Origin of the sequence: Streptomyces ipomoeae 91-03, from assembly GCF_000317595.1 — a bacterium.
In the GTDB taxonomy this organism is placed as follows: Bacteria; Actinomycetota; Actinomycetes; order Streptomycetales; family Streptomycetaceae; genus Streptomyces; species Streptomyces ipomoeae.
On record NZ_AEJC01000297.1, the window covers coordinates 32,827 to 46,878 of the forward strand.

General features: G+C 70.8%; 11 protein-coding genes. 6 read left to right on the forward strand and 5 right to left on the reverse strand.

What is annotated here, in order from left to right; translation table 11 throughout:
* Positions 1 to 8 precede the first annotated feature (8 nt).
* Positions 9 to 911, forward strand: coding sequence for an RNA polymerase sigma-70 factor (locus STRIP9103_RS19845; RefSeq protein WP_009315361.1), 903 nt, complete (start codon positions 9 to 11; stop codon positions 909 to 911).
* 108 nt (positions 912 to 1,019) lie between these two features.
* Here the strand turns inward: STRIP9103_RS19845 and STRIP9103_RS19850 are convergent, their stop codons facing one another.
* On the reverse strand, positions 1,020 to 2,045 hold the full coding sequence (locus STRIP9103_RS19850; RefSeq protein WP_009315382.1) for an Lrp/AsnC family transcriptional regulator: 1,026 nt from the start codon (positions 2,043 to 2,045) through the stop codon (positions 1,020 to 1,022).
* A 115-nt stretch (positions 2,046 to 2,160) separates the two neighbouring features.
* On the opposite strand from STRIP9103_RS19850, the gene STRIP9103_RS19855 reads away from it, so the two are divergent.
* Both STRIP9103_RS19855 and STRIP9103_RS19860 read left to right on the forward strand, forming a co-directional pair.
* Positions 2,161 to 3,747 (forward strand): AbgT family transporter, encoded by a 1,587-nt coding sequence (locus STRIP9103_RS19855; protein WP_009315400.1) that lies wholly within the window; start codon positions 2,161 to 2,163, stop codon positions 3,745 to 3,747.
* A 101-nt stretch (positions 3,748 to 3,848) separates the two neighbouring features.
* Positions 3,849 to 5,069, forward strand: a complete 1,221-nt coding sequence (locus STRIP9103_RS19860) for a M20 family metallopeptidase (RefSeq protein ID WP_009315367.1) — start codon at positions 3,849 to 3,851, stop codon at positions 5,067 to 5,069.
* A gap of 20 nt (positions 5,070 to 5,089) precedes the next feature.
* Here STRIP9103_RS19860 and STRIP9103_RS19865 read toward each other — a convergent pair whose 3' ends face one another.
* Positions 5,090 to 5,560 carry a GNAT family N-acetyltransferase gene (locus STRIP9103_RS19865; RefSeq protein WP_009315403.1) on the reverse strand — a complete coding sequence of 157 codons (471 nt, stop codon included), beginning with the start codon at positions 5,558 to 5,560 and terminating at the stop codon, positions 5,090 to 5,092.
* 203 nt (positions 5,561 to 5,763) lie between these two features.
* On the opposite strand from STRIP9103_RS19865, the gene STRIP9103_RS19870 reads away from it, so the two are divergent.
* From STRIP9103_RS19870 to STRIP9103_RS19880, 3 genes are all read left to right on the forward strand, one after another.
* Positions 5,764 to 7,074, forward strand: coding sequence for an SUKH-4 family immunity protein (locus STRIP9103_RS19870; RefSeq protein ID WP_009315408.1), 1,311 nt, complete (start codon positions 5,764 to 5,766; stop codon positions 7,072 to 7,074).
* Positions 7,075 to 7,117: 43 nt separating this feature from the next.
* Entirely contained in the window at positions 7,118 to 7,597 is a 480-nt protein-coding gene (locus STRIP9103_RS19875) for a hypothetical protein (RefSeq protein ID WP_009315352.1), read from the forward strand.
* 412 nt (positions 7,598 to 8,009) lie between these two features.
* Positions 8,010 to 8,861 carry a nitroreductase/quinone reductase family protein gene (locus STRIP9103_RS19880; protein ID WP_009315426.1) on the forward strand — a complete coding sequence of 284 codons (852 nt, stop codon included), beginning with the start codon at positions 8,010 to 8,012 and terminating at the stop codon, positions 8,859 to 8,861.
* A gap of 83 nt (positions 8,862 to 8,944) precedes the next feature.
* Here STRIP9103_RS19880 and STRIP9103_RS19885 read toward each other — a convergent pair whose 3' ends face one another.
* The 3 genes from STRIP9103_RS19885 to STRIP9103_RS19895 all read right to left on the reverse strand — a co-directional run bounded on the left by STRIP9103_RS19885 (position 8,945) and on the right by STRIP9103_RS19895 (position 13,663).
* Positions 8,945 to 11,104, reverse strand: a complete 2,160-nt coding sequence (locus STRIP9103_RS19885; protein WP_009315425.1) for a HelD family protein — start codon at positions 11,102 to 11,104, stop codon at positions 8,945 to 8,947.
* 41 nt (positions 11,105 to 11,145) lie between these two features.
* Positions 11,146 to 11,766: a TetR family transcriptional regulator gene (locus tag STRIP9103_RS19890; RefSeq protein WP_009315396.1), complete on the reverse strand. Its 621-nt coding sequence runs from the start codon at positions 11,764 to 11,766 to the stop codon at positions 11,146 to 11,148.
* An 85-nt stretch (positions 11,767 to 11,851) separates the two neighbouring features.
* Positions 11,852 to 13,663: a phosphotransferase family protein gene (locus STRIP9103_RS19895; RefSeq protein ID WP_009315407.1), complete on the reverse strand. Its 1,812-nt coding sequence runs from the start codon at positions 13,661 to 13,663 to the stop codon at positions 11,852 to 11,854.
* Positions 13,664 to 14,052 lie beyond the last annotated feature (389 nt).

The following is a 14,052-nucleotide window of genomic DNA, read 5'->3' on the forward strand; positions in this document are numbered from 1 at the left end:
AGCCGAACATGAGCGACCACGACACTGACACCAACGCGGCGACCGAGGCGTTCGTCGCCCATCGCAACCTGCTCTTCACCGTCGCGTACGAGATGCTCGGCTCCGCGGCCGACGCCGAGGACGTGCTGCAGGAGACCTGGCTGCGGTGGGTCGAGGTCGATCTGGAGCAGGTGCGCGACCAGCGCGCCTACCTGGTCCGGATCACCACCCGCCAGTCGCTCAACCGGCTGCGCGCCATGACGCGCCGCAAGGAGGCGTACGTCGGCCCCTGGCTGCCCGAGCCGCTGCTCACCGCGCCGGACGTGGCTCAGGACGTCGAGCTCGCCGAGAGTGTGTCGATGGCGCTGATGCTCGTGCTCGAAACGCTGTCGCCGACGGAGCGCGCCGTCTTCGTACTGCGCGAGGTCTTCGACGTCGGCTACGACGAGATCGCCGCCGCCGTCGACAAGAGCCCCGCGGCCGTACGCCAGATCGCGCACCGCGCGCGTCGGCACGTCGATGCCCGCCGCCCGCACAAGGTGGTCTCCGCGGGCGAGACCCGGGCGGCGCTGGACTCGTTCCAGCGGGCGCTCGCCACCGGGGACCTGCAGGGCTTCCTCGACGTGCTCGCCCCCGAGGTCGTCCTGGTGAGCGACGGCGGCGGCGTCAAGCAGGCCTCGCGGCGGCCGAGCATCGGCGCCGACAAGGTGGCCCGCTTCATCATCGGCGGCGCCAACAAGTGGGCGGTCGCGCTCACCAGTGACCTCACCGTGGTCAACGGCAACCCGGCACTCGTCCTCCGCCTCGACGGCGAGATCGACGGCGTCCTGGTGGTCCGTTTCGAGGACGCCCGCATCACCGGCCTCTACTACGTCCGCAACCCCGAGAAACTGACCCGCGTGGAGTCGGAGACCCCGCTCACCCTGCGCTGAAGCGGGCGGTTTGTGCGACTGGACGCAGCGGCGCCTCGGCCACGTCGAGGCGGCCGTCGCGGCTTCGACGGCTGACGGCGGCTTTCGACAGCTGGGGAATACCGGGGCCTACAGCACCGCCGGTGCGTGGAAGTCCCCGAGGCCCGAGGTCAGGTCGCGGTCCAGCCAGTAGCGGCGCGGCTCCGCGAGCATGACGTCGACGCCGACGGCGAGGATGCCGGGGATCTCGGCCAGCTCGTTGTCGATGAAGCGCGCCAGGGCGGCGCGGTCGGTGACCAGGCCGGTGGCGAGGACGGACATGTCGCTGGCGACGTGGGCGGCGAGCCGGGTCTGGGGGAGCCGGTCCATGCGGCGCATGACCTCGGGGGTCTCGCCGGGTGCGACCCGTAGGCGGAGGATGAACGGGGTCTGGAAGCCGAGCCAGTCCGACACGATCTCCAGGCGCGGTTTGACCCATCCCTCGTCGAGGACCCGGCGGACGACGCGGTGCGCGGTGGAGGTGGCGAGACCCGCGGCGCGGCCGATGCTCGCGGCGGACGCGCGGCCGTCCTGGATCAGCTGGGCGACGACGGTGCGCTCGGCCTCGCTGAGCGGTTTGGCGGGGGGTGCCGCGGTCGCCGTGCCCTCGGGACGGGCGCCGGCGAGCTTCAGCAGCTCGGCGCGTTCGGTGTCGGTGAGGAACTGGGGGTCCCAGGTGATGCCCCGGCGCAGGGTGCTGAGGGCGGGCAGGGCGTTGACGCGCCGGACGCCCGGGATGGAGAACATCCGGTCGATCGCCTCGCTGGTGGCCGCCTCGGAGGGGGCGTGGACCACGGCGTACAGCGGGTAGTCGCCCGAGATCTGCGCCAGGAGCTGCAGATGGGGCAGGTCGCGGAGCCGGTGGAGGACGGCCAGCGGGGTCTCGCCGGTGATGTCCAGGAAGACATGGACCGGCATCGCCGTGGAGTGCATGCCCCAGTCGGCCTGCCCGATCACCCGGACCATACGGGCCTCGTGCAGCCGGTCCCAACGGCGTTTGAGCGTGCTGGCGTCGGCGGCCAGGATCCCGCCGATGTCGTCCCAGGTGGCCCGGGGCACCAGATGCAGAGCGCCGATGAGGCGCCGGTCGAGCTCGTCGAGGTGGGGGCGAGTCATGATGCTCCACCTTAGACCGCCGATTAATCCCGCCGTTACGTCAATTGACTAGAGAATCTCTCATCATGATGCCATTGTTCGCAGGAACATCCCCCCAGCGCACGATGAGGTCCCGATGAGTGCCACCTCCTCCGCTCAGCCTCAGCCAGACCCACAACCTCAGCCACAGCCACAGCCGACCGAGCCGCAGTCAGGCGTCCTGCGCATCGCGTTCAGGAGCTTCGCGGCCATCGAGAAGGTCGGAAACAAACTCCCCAACCCCTTCTGGCTGTTCTGGATCCTCGCGGGGGTCGTCGCCGTCCTGAGCGCGGTGCTGGCGGCGGTCGGCGTCAGCGCCGCGCACCCCGGCACACACGAGACGATCAGGGTGGAGAACCTGCTCAGCAAGGACGGCCTGGCCATGGCCGTCGAGGGGGCCGTCGAGAACTTCGCGGCCTTCCCGCCGCTGGCGACCATCCTCACCGTGATGTTCGGCATCGCCGTCGCCGAGCGGAGCGGACTGTTCTCCGCCCTGCTGCGCCGCATGGTCGCGCGGGTGCCGGGCAGGTTCCTCACCTTCGCCCTGTCGATGACGGCCATGGTCAGCCATGTCGCCGGTGACGCCGCCTATGCCACCCTCATCCCGCTCGGCGCGCTGGTCTTCCGCGCGGCGGGCCGCAGCCCGGTGCTCGGCTGCATCGTCGCGTACGTCTCGATCTCCGCCGGTTACGACGCCTCACCGTCGCTCACCACCACCGACGTACTGCTGTCCTCGATCTCCACCGCCGCCGCCCGCACCATCGACGCCGACCATGTGGTCACCCCGGTGGCCAACTACTTCTTCGGGCTCGGCTCGTCCGTCGTCGTGGCCCTGGTGATCACCCTCGTCGTCGACAAGGTCCTCGCCCGCCGCTCGGACCTGGAGCCCGACGAGCCGGTCGCCGCGCCGAACGCCGCCGAACTGGAGGCGATCGAGGTCACCGGGCGGCAGCGCCGGGCGCTGCGCGTGACCGGGCTGGTCGCCCTCGGCTTCGTCGCGTTCCTGGTGATGGCGATGATCCCCTCGTCCTCACCGCTGCGCGGCGAGGGCGGCGGCATCGTCGACTCCCCGCTGATCGGCGGGATGGCGCTCGTCCTGGGCGTGTTCTTCGCCCTGCTCGGCACCGTCCACGGCCGGCTGACCGGCACCTTCTCCGCCGCGCGCGACATCGTCGCCGCGATGGTCGACGGCACCCGGTCGATGGCGCCGATCCTCGTCCTGTTCTTCGCGATCTCCCAGTTCCTCGCCTACTTCAAGTGGACCAACATCGGCGACATCCTCGCCGTCAAGGGCGCCGAGACGCTGCGTGACCTGGACATGGACGGCTGGACCGTACTGGTCGGCGTCGCCGTGCTGATCACCTTCATGAACCTGCTCATCACCAGCGGCTCCGCGCTGTGGGCGCTGGCCGCCCCCGTCCTCGTACCGATGCTGATGCTCGTCGGCATCGAGCCCGAGACCACGCAGGCCGTCTACCGCGTCGCCGACTCGGTGACCAACTGCGTCACCCCGATGAGCCCGTACTTCGTGATGGCCCTGGGCTTCGTCCAGCAGTACCGCAAGTCCGCCGGCATCGGCACGCTGGCCTCCTTCACGATCCCGATCGCCGCCGCCGTGTGGGTCGTCTGGGTCGCGTTCTTCGTGGCCTGGTACCTGCTGGGTATCCCTTTCGGCATCGGCTGATCCCGACTGTCGGCCACAGACGCCGCCCGCGCCTCGCTCCGACAAACGCCCCCGCCCTCCTGCCGACTGACGCCCCACAGCGTCGTACGAGAAAGGTGATCATGACCGCATCGCCCGCCCCCACGTCCCCCGCCGCCGACCTCACCGCCCGTGCCCAGGGCGTCTCGTCGGAGATCGTCGCCGACATCCTGACCCTCGTCCGCCACGAGACCAGCAGCTACGACCTGCCCCGCCTCGCGGCGGGCCTGGATCTGCTGCGCGAGCTGACCGTCCTCCGGCTCGGCCGGCCCGACCGCGAACAACGCCACCCGGGCGGCGAGTACGGCGACACCCTCACCCTGACCTACACCGGCACCGGCGCCGGGCATGTCGCGCTCGTCGGCCACTACGACACCGTGTGGCCGACCGGCACACTGGCCGGATGGGAGCAGCCGGGGGCCTTTGACGACGGGCGGGAGAGGCTCAGCGGACCGGGCATCTTCGACATGAAGACCGGCCTGGTACAGGGCGTCTGGGCGCTGAAGCTGGCCCGGGAGAGCGGCGCACCCGTGCCCACGGTCACCTTCCTCTTCAACGGCGACGAGGAGATCGGCTCCCTGTCCTCACGGCCGGTGATCGAGGAGGTCGCGCAGAAGGTCGACGCCACGCTGGTGCTGGAGCCGAGCGCCCATGGCGCGGTCAAGACCGCCCGCAAGGGCTCCGGGATCTTCCAGGTCACCGCCACCGGCGTCGAGGCGCACGCCGGGCTCGCGCCGCAGGACGGGGCGAGTGCGATCACCGCGCTGGCCGAGTTCGTGGTCGCCGCCGCGGCCGTCGCCGCGCCCGAGCGGGGTACGACGGTCAACACCGGGCTCATCGCGGGTGGCAGCGCCACCAACGTGGTCGCGGGCCGGGCGACCGCCACCATCGACATCCGGGTCAGCAGCGAGGCCGAACAGGACCGGGTGGACGCCGAGTTCGACGCCATCGAGGTCGGCGACCCCCGGGTGCGCATCGACATCGACCACGACTGGAACCGACCCCCGATGACCCTCAACGCCGCCTCCGCTCCCCTGCTCGACCTCGCCCGCGAGGTCGCCCGCGAACAGGGCCGCGGCCATCTCCCCGACGCCGCCGTCGGCGGTGCCAGCGACGCCAACTTCATCGCCGCCCTCGGCCTGCCCGTCCTGTGCGGCCTCGGCGCGATCGGCGACGGCGCGCACGCCCAGGGCGAGTTCATCCACCCCGACACGGTGCCGGCCCAGACGGCGCTGGTCGCGGGGATGCTGGGGCGGCTGGCGGAACGGTTGCCGGAGCCCTTGCCGGAACCCCTGCGGGGCTGAGCCGTGCTTCCTCGGTGGACCTATGTGGACGCCGGCCTCGGTCGCACCTCGACGGCCATCAGCGGGAGTGTCCTGCCCGCGACGACCCCGGAGGCCACCGAACCGATGCGGGTGGCGCCCATCGCGCGATAGAAGGGTTCGGCGTTCGGGTCGGCTTCGAGCGTCAGCCGTCTGAAGCCCAGGTCGCGCGCGGTGGACAGCGCGTGCTCGAACAGCAGCCGGCCGACGCCGCTGCCGATGGCGGGCGGGTCGACGAACAGCATGCCCAGCTCGCCGTCCGGCGGTTCGCCCTCCACGGTCACGAAGCCGACCACGCGGCCCTGCCGCTCCGCCACCGCGGTCCGCCGCCGTTCGACATCACCGGGCCTGAGGGTCAGCTCACCGCGGCAGCCGGCGAGGAAGTCCTCGTCGTACCCCCAGTGAGCCTTCGAGCGGACGGCCAGTTCGCTCAGCAGCCCCGCCTCGTCCGGCCGGGCGACTCTGATCAGCACGGATCCTCCGCGAGTGCTTGGGCCCGGGCGTATGCCATGCCACCAGGATCTCGCTCGTCCCCTGCCGCAAGGACCTCTCTCTCGCCCCCCGCTCGCCGACCACCGCTCGCCGGACCGGCCGTTCCCGCGCGGGGCCCGGGCCCTGAAGGGGACTGCCGTCGGGCCTCGAAGGGACTGTCAGTGGGGGGTGACAGGATGACCGTATGAGTGAGGATCTGGACGGCGTACTGGCCGATCCCGTACGGCTGTTGGCTGCCGACCGCGCGGTGGTGCGTGAGCACATCGCCGCCACGGACGGCGGGGATGACGTGGGGCGGGAGGTCTTCCTGCAGGCCGAGGCGATCTTCGGCGGCGGGGAGGTGACGCCCGCCGAGTTCGCCTCGTGGCTGCACTTCGCGGCGAAGGCGACGGGCCACGAGGAGTACGCCGAGCGGATCGCGGCGGCCGAGCCGGGGATGCCGTGGCGGACGGTGTGGGCGTGGTGGCGGCCGGCCAACTGGTTCCCGGCCCACCCGAGCCTGAACGGCGACTACTTCCAGGTCCACCGCCGTCTGTACGAGGGCCGGCAGCTCATCGAGGTGGTCGACGACCAGCGCGGCCCGCTCTGGCTCGACGCGGAGACGGGCCGGAGGGTACGGGTCCGGGACGAGCAGGCGCTGACGGAGGCACGCCTGTCGCCGGAGGCCCTTGACGCGCCCGAGCTGAACACCTGGGATCTGATGGCCCCGGAGAGCTGGGAGGGCGCCGTCGCGTTCGCCGCCGAGGGCGGCAGGATCCGCCATCTCGTCGAGAACCAGCACGGCATAGCGGTGCTGGAGACGGACGCCGAGGTGCTGCGGGACTGGCCGAGCGGTGAAGGCATCGACTCCACGTCCGCCGAAGAACCCCCGCCCGGCCCCGAACCGACACACCGCCGCCCGACCGGCCCTCTCACCGCGGCCCGCGTCGACGACGCCTTCGGGGAGCGGCATGTGATCCGCATACCCGAGAGCGACCTGCCCGAAGGGCTCGAACATCCGGGAAGCCGGCGGCACCTGCGGGACACAGGCCTGCCCATGTGGTGGACATGCCACGGCGGCCAGTACGAGACACACAAGCCCGACGCCATGCGCCCACCGGTGGACGGCGCCCTCTCCGAGAACGGCCTGCCCACCGATGTCACCGCTCCCGACTTGATCGCCTTCGGCTCCTGCGACTACGGCGACCTGTACCTCCACCGCCACAACGGCTCCGTACACATCTGGAGCCGACTGGACGGCGCCACCAACCAAACGCTGGTGCCGCTCGCCCCGGACCTCGACGCCTTCACCCGCACCCTCGAAGCCGTTTACCGCTACAGCAACGCCTGCTGGCACCCCTACCCGGTGGAGGGGGACCAGGAGGATGTGGCCCAACTGTTCCTGGACGAGCTGAACGAACTGGCCCCGGGCGTGTTCGACCCGAACACCCCCAGCGGCACGATCTGGAGCTGGCTCTACGCAGGCATCACAGAACTGGGCGTGGACGGCTTCTGACACCATCCGTACACGACCACCGACGAAGAAGGGGTCTCGCCGCATGGACGCGCAAGGGTTGATCGACGACTGGGAGTCGATCCGGGAGGGGTACTTCCCGGGGGACGGCGACGAGGCCCTGCTGGCGTGTGTGGAGGAGCTCCAGCGGGCCCGGGACGCCGAGCCCCGGGACGCGGACGCGGTGGCCTTCTTCACACTGGGGTTGGTGTGGATGTACGGCCACGTGATGTTCGGGGCGGAGCCCGCCGCGGCGGACCGGGCCGGGGCGGCGCTGTCGGCCGTGGCCTCGGACCCCGCTCTCGAACACTCGGTGTGCGTCCACGAAACCCACCCGTGTGACGGTGACCTCGACGAGCTTCTGGAGTCCTTCCCGGTGCTGCTGTCCCTTCTGGCCGGCGGCTCCGAGTACGAGTGGGCGGACGCCGCCCCGGAGTCCCACTGGCGCTGCCCGCACAACATCGCGGGCTTCGCCCGATCGGCCGCGACGGCGATCGGTCACCGTTCCAGTGGCGCGGCGATTTAGAATTCGCGACTCTGGATTCCGAACCCCGCCTTCCCCGAACCCTGAAGCCCGAAGCCCGAAGCCCGAAGTCCAAAGTCCAAAGTCCGAATATCGCGTTGCCCCACCCGGCTCCTCCCCTTACCATTACTCCCATGACTGCCGGGTCGGCCTTGGGCCGTGAGCGGATTGGTTACCCGGCCTCCGAGTGAGGCCGGGGCGGGCCAGGGGTCCGCCTGTTGAAGCGCCGCGCGCCAACCATCGTTGCCTTCCTTTCGCGCGCCTCGACTTTCTCACCGCAACGCAGCTCAACGCGTCGTAATGTGCGCACGCCTCGGCGCCGTTCACGCCATTCACGTCGTTCACGCCGTTGCGGCGATTTCCCCTGTCCGAAATCCCGCGATACGCCGTTGTCGCCATCCGCAGAAAGCAGAGAATGCCCAACCCCTTCAATCAGCAGATCATTGAAGAGTTCCGCGCCAACCACGGCGAAGTCGGCGGTTATTTCGAGGGCGCTCGGCTGATCCTCCTGACCACCACCGGCGCCCGTACGGGCAACCCGCACACCACCCCGCTCGGCTACCTCCCCGACGGCGACGGCACCATCCTGGTCATCGCGTCGGCCGGTGGCTCGCCCCGGCACCCCGACTGGTACCGGAACGTCGTCGCCAACCCTCGTGTCACCATCGAGAGCGGGGCGTTCACATACGAGGCCGACGCCGTCGTACTGGAGGGCGAGGCGCGGGACACCGCCTTCGCACGGGCGGTCGAGTCCGAACCCGGCTGGGCCGAGTATCAGGCGAAGACGGACCGTACGATCCCGGTGGTCGCCCTGCGGGAGGTCCCCGTGGCCGGTCCGCCGAACATCAACGCCGGTTCCATGGTCGAGGCCATCAAGGTCGTCCATGACGCCTTCCGCCGCGAACTCGCCCTGATCAAGAAGGAGTTGATCGCCGGCAACGGTCGCTCCACGCTCGGCGCCCAACTCCGCGTCAACTGCCTCACCTTCTGCCAAGGCCTGCACAACCACCACACCGGCGAGGACACCGCTCTGTTCCCGTTCCTGGCCGACCGCCACCCGGAACTGTCCCCGGCCCTCACCCGCCTACGAGACGAACACGAGCACATCGCCGCCCTCGTGGAGGCCCTGCGCCAGGCGGTGACGACGACCGAGAACGCCGACCCCGCGGCCGTACTCCACGAAGTCGAGCGGATCATCGTCGACCTGGAGGCCCATCTGGCCTATGAGGAAGAGCAGTTGATACCAGCCCTGGAGGCGGGAGCCTGATCAACCGGTGAGCGGCGGACGAGCCCCCTGGGGAGGGAGATCGGGCCCGCGCGTTGCGCCGCTCACCGGCCCAGCCCCACCCGTCACCACGGCAGTTCGCGCGCGTGCACCACGTCGAGGCGCGACACCGCGCGGGTGAGGACGACGTACAGCCGGTGCAATCCCCGCGTCTCGCCCTCCACGATCGCGGCCGGTTCGACGACCACGACATGGTCGTACTCCAGGCCCTTGGCCACACCCGCGCCCAACACGGCGACCCGCGCACCGAGTTCGTCCGGACCGCCCGTCGCGACCCCGGCCTCGTCGAGCGCGTCCCGCAGCTGTCGTACGGCATCCCCGTCAGCCGCGATGACCCCGATGGACCCCTCGCGTGTGAGCGCGTCGCGCACCAAGGAGACGGTCTCCGCGGCGATGTTCTCTGCGACGACGTTCTCCGCGACCACGGTTTCCGCGACGACGCCTCCCGCCTCCACCCTGCGAATCCGCACCTCCCCGTCCCTCCGCAGGGACCGAGCCGCGGGAACGTCCACCCCCAGCCGCCCCAGCAGCCGATTGGCCAGCCGTACGACGTCCTGCGGCACCCGGAAGCCGATGGTCAGGGGCACCACGGTGGCGTCCGGTTTCCCCAGGTGGGCGAGGAGTCGAGGCCAGTCGGAGGCGGCCCACGGGGTCGTGCCCTGCGCCAGGTCGCCCAGGACCGTCACCGAGCCGAAGGCCGCGCGGCGCCCGATCGCGCGGCACTCCATGGGGGAGAGGTCCTGTGCCTCGTCGACGACGACATGGCCGTACCCCTCCGGGTGTTCGAGGAGCCCGGCGACCTCGTCGAGGAGGACGAGATCGGCGGCCGACCATCGCGCCGACCGCCACGTACGCGGAGCCTTCGCCCACAGAACGGCCTTCTGTTCCTCCGCGTCGAGCACCCCGTCCGCCGTGACGGCGAGCGCGGCCGGGTCACCGAGCACCCGCGCCACCACCTCCTCCGGCCGCACCCGTGGCCACACGGCATCGACGTACGCGCCGACCGGCCGCGACCGGGAGACCCGCTGCACCCAGGCGCTCGAACAGGGCCCGGCTCGCCGTTCCGCCTGCGCCTGCAGGAGCCGCACGACCCGCGTCCGGACGCGTTCGCGCCCGATGTCGTACGGCGGTTCCTCCGCCCGCACCGTCTCGACGATCCGCCGCAGGGCGTCGACGTCCACCCGCCAGCGGTACGAACCATCCGGTACGACCAGGGGCTCGGGGTACTCGGCGGTGACGCCGGCGTACAGGGCCCGGCGAAGCACCTCCGCCATCCGGACGTCGTGCTTCACGGCGGCGGCCCGCTCGTCGTCCACCGCGCCGACCGGCTGCCGGGCGATCTCCTCCGTGACGGTCGACTGGCGGACCCCGGTCTCGCCGAGCGCCGGCAGGACCTCCGCGATATAGGACAGGAACGTCCGGTTGGGGCCGAGGATCAGCAGACCGCCGCGGCGGATGCGCTGCGGGTGCGTGTAGAGGAGGTACGCGGCGCGGTGCAGACCGACCGCCGTCTTGCCGGTGCCCGGGGCACCCTGCACACAGACCGAGGTCCCGAGATCCGCCCGCACCAGGTCGTCCTGCTCCGGCTGAATGGTGGCGGCGATGTCCCGCATGGGGCCGAGGCGGGGCCGTTCGATCTCGGCGGCGAGGAAACGGCTGGTGGGAGACGGGGCGCCGGCGAGGCCTTGGTCACCGGGGCCGAGGCCTTGGTCACCGGGGCGCGCGGCCGGGCTCAGGTGTTCGTCCTCCAACCCGGTGAGGTCGACCGAGTCCCCCCGGCTGCCGGGCGCCCACCCGAAACGCCGCCGAACCGCCACGCCACGCGGATCACGGACACTCGCCTGGTAGAAGGCACGGGACACGGGCGCCCGCCAGTCCACGACGAGCGGCGGAGCGGCCGGATGCTCACTGATACGAAGCCGCCCGATGTGATAACTCTCCCCGGCGTGATCGGCGCCGGCTCCCCCGTCCGTGGCGAAGTCGAGCCGGCCGAAGAACAACGGCCCTTCCGGCAGCTCCCGCAACTCCTTGGCATGGCTGCGGAGCCGGTACCCGAGCACCTCCGCGTCCGCTCCCGAAGCGGAGACGTCCTCCCCGATCACCACTCGCTCCCCCGCCCCGGCGACCATGGCGGCGAGGGCGGCGCGGCAGGTGTCGTGGTGAGCGCGTTCGCGGAGGAGGGCGTGCTGGAGGGCAGGGTCGGAGCCGGGCTCAGGAGACGTCATTCCACCGAGCGTACCGAAATAATGTAACCGAGTTAAATCTTTTACCGAATCTCGACGATGGCGAGCGCCCCCTCAAGCCGCCCGAACACCCGCTCGGCAGCGGCAACGGCGTCCCGTTCGACGTCCGCCACCCGCTCCCCCCGCTCGACGCGCCGCCAGTTCTCCATCGCCAGCACCCGCCGTACGGCGATGATCTGCCCGGCGGCGACACGTGCGTCCAGCCCGCCGCCCAGCGCCTCGGCGAGCGCCTCCTCGGCCCGTTCCAGATGGCCGTACGCCCGTGCGACCAGCGACGGCGTCCCGTAGAGCAGCCGATGGAACGCGAGCACCCGGGGATCGTCGTTGAGCCCGGTGACCGGGTCCCGCCGGGCCAGCCCGTCCAGGAAGTGCGCCCGCAACGCCCCCACCACGGACTCCCCCTCCGCGCGCCCCTCCACCACCCGCGCCGCCTCGGTCTCGTGATCCGCGATCCGGTACAGCACGAGGTCTTCCTTGGCCGGGAAGTACCGAAAGAGCGTCGGCTTCGAGATCTCCGCCGCCGCGGCCACCTCGGCCACGGACACCGCGTCGAACCCCTTCTCGAGAAACAGCCGGATCGCCACCTCCGACACCATCTCGTACATCCGCCGCTTCTTACGCTCCCGCAGCCCACTCTCACTCATGGGGCGAGCCTAAGCAGGGACGCCCCCGGAGAGGCACACGGACGGTGAGTGCCGGAGGGCGGCGGGCGGGTGGTCGCCGAAAGCCTCAGGAGGGTGTGGATCGTGTCGGCAGGCCGAGAGATCCCGTTGCCGCGGCGAGCGTCATCGGATACGTGTCGATGGCCCGCCGCACGTTCGGGGTGTCCAGGGCGGCCCCCGTCACCAGCCGGTCCAGGTCGACGTAGGCGGATCGGACCAGCTCGATCCACCGGTAGACCGGCTGGTCCTTGCGCCATCCCTCGACGCAGTCGGCCGGAAGGGTCCGCTCCCAGCGGTCGAGCATGCGGTTGCGGATGTCGGGGCGGGTCGGGGTCAGATGGAGGTGGCGTACGAGGTCGTAGAGGGGGTCGCCGATCATCGCCATCTCCCAGTCGATGATCGTCAGACCGCCCTCGCGGCCGTTGCGCACCAGGTTCCACGGGTTGAGGTCCCCGTGCAGGAGGACGGGGGTGCGCGCGGTCACCTTGAATCGGCCGAGGATCTGCTTGAGGCGCGGGCCGTCCGGCAGGCCGCGCAGCGAGGCCGCCTGCTTGGACTCGTCGGGGAGTTCGTCGACGAGTCGTACGAGGTTGTGGCACAGCCAGTCGTAGAAGTCCGAGCCCGCGGCCGGGTCCAGCGACAAGCCGTCCAGGTCCACCCGCGCCAACGCACCGAGTTGGTCGACGAGTTGGTCCGCCTCACGGGGCAGCAGCCCGTGCACCGGGTGCTCCGGGGAGTGGCCGGAGGGGCCTTCGTACGTGTGGATGGCGAACTGGCAGTGATGGTCGTACCCGAGTGCGAGAACCGTCGGGGCCTGGATCTTGACGGGGGAGTCCGGGCGTGGCCCGGCGGCGCCGCGCACGTTCAGTCTCTCGATGGCGTTCAGGACCGCGTGCTCGCTGAGGAACCCCCGTTCGAGGCGGGGAACGGATCCTGCCTTCCGCCTGACCACGACCGGTCGCCCGAAGTCGGGGACGGACACGACGGTGTTGAGATGGGCCGTCCCCTTGAACACGTCCTCGGCGGGGGCGGCGCCCTCCGCAATCAGAGCCAGCCGCCCCAACTCGCGGGAGAAGCCCTTCCGCTCGGGTACGCGCTCATCCCATGTCACCTGGAACGCCTTGGCCGGCAGCGTCCCGTCGTGCTGGGTGAGGCGGGCGATCTGCCATCGGCACAGGGCACGTTCGATCTCGTCGGCGGTCGGCACCTGTACGAGCCTGAGGGGGTCGGCGGCCAGCTCCAGCGAGCCGCGCAGCCGCTCCGCGGCCGACCGCAGGCCGGCTTCGTCGAAGGAGTTGCCCAGGGCACGCGTGGCCCGGACGACGTCGATGTAGGCGGCCCGTGCCCGTTCGAAGCCGACGTAGTGGAGATGGTCCCTGGCCAGCCCGCTGACGGCCATCGCCCTGATCCTCCGCATGGGGTCCGCCCATGCGTCGATCACCTCGCCCCACTGCCGCTCGGGGTACCGCGCGGACACGATGTGCCTGACCAGGCCGTACACCGGGTCCCCGTACGCGGCCGACTTCCAGGACACGCAGACGACGCCGACGCCGTCGCCCTCGGCACCGCTGTCGTCCAGGACGATCACCTTGTCCCGGCCCAGCGCGGTGTGCAGCAGACCGTACGGTCGGCGGGCCATCGAGGGGATGCGGTCGACGAACTGACGCAGGCCGTCGGCGGGGACTCCGAGCACGGCGAGCAGCCCACCGATCTCGGTCCAGTTCGCCTGCCGAAGTCGGGCTTCCGTGCGCCGCGCCAGCACCATCAGGAACGCCCGGCTGTCCTTCTCGTTGCGGGGCCAGTCGGCCGGCAACCGGGGCAGGCTCTCCTTGCGCACCTGATGCAGGCCGGCGAGGAAGCGTCCGATCCCCTGAATCACGATGGAGTCGACGGGCTTCTCACCGGGACACTGCTCAGCCAGCGACCTGCCAGGAACACAGACGTGCCCGTCCGCCCCGCTACAGGCATCCGAGCACTCCGGAATCCCACGGAACTGACTCCGGACAGCAGCGAGGACCTCCGACGCACCGTTCGGCCAGGCCCTGATCGCCATGTTGCTCCTGGACACTCACGCGGGCACCCGGGAAAGGGATGCACCGTCAAGAAAAGTGATGCACACCCTAGCCCCACGCGCCCCTTCAGGTGCCAAAAGAGCGGCTTTTCGAGGGAAGGCTGCACGAGACGTCCAACACCTGCGGTAGGTGTGCAACACCTTCAACGCCGAAGCACACGCGCCGTCACCGAGTCACTCGGCGAGAAGCTTCCCTC

Bases quoted from the DNA above. Each gene is read 5' to 3' on its own strand.
- STRIP9103_RS19845 (WP_009315361.1), top strand. From the start codon at position 9: ATGAGCGACCACGACACTGACACCAACGCGGCGACCGAGGCGTTCGTC.
- STRIP9103_RS19860 (WP_009315367.1), top strand. From the start codon at position 3,849: ATGACCGCATCGCCCGCCCCCACGTCCCCCGCCGCCGACCTCACCGCC.
- STRIP9103_RS19875 (WP_009315352.1), top strand. From the start codon at position 7,118: ATGGACGCGCAAGGGTTGATCGACGACTGGGAGTCGATCCGGGAGGGG.
- STRIP9103_RS19885 (WP_009315425.1), bottom strand. From the start codon at position 11,104: ATGACGTCTCCTGAGCCCGGCTCCGACCCTGCCCTCCAGCACGCCCTC.
- STRIP9103_RS19855 (WP_009315400.1), top strand. From the start codon at position 2,161: ATGAGTGCCACCTCCTCCGCTCAGCCTCAGCCAGACCCACAACCTCAG.
- STRIP9103_RS19850 (WP_009315382.1), bottom strand. From the start codon at position 2,045: ATGACTCGCCCCCACCTCGACGAGCTCGACCGGCGCCTCATCGGCGCT.
- STRIP9103_RS19890 (WP_009315396.1), bottom strand. From the start codon at position 11,766: ATGAGTGAGAGTGGGCTGCGGGAGCGTAAGAAGCGGCGGATGTACGAG.
- STRIP9103_RS19880 (WP_009315426.1), top strand. From the start codon at position 8,010: ATGCCCAACCCCTTCAATCAGCAGATCATTGAAGAGTTCCGCGCCAAC.
- STRIP9103_RS19870 (WP_009315408.1), top strand. From the start codon at position 5,764: ATGAGTGAGGATCTGGACGGCGTACTGGCCGATCCCGTACGGCTGTTG.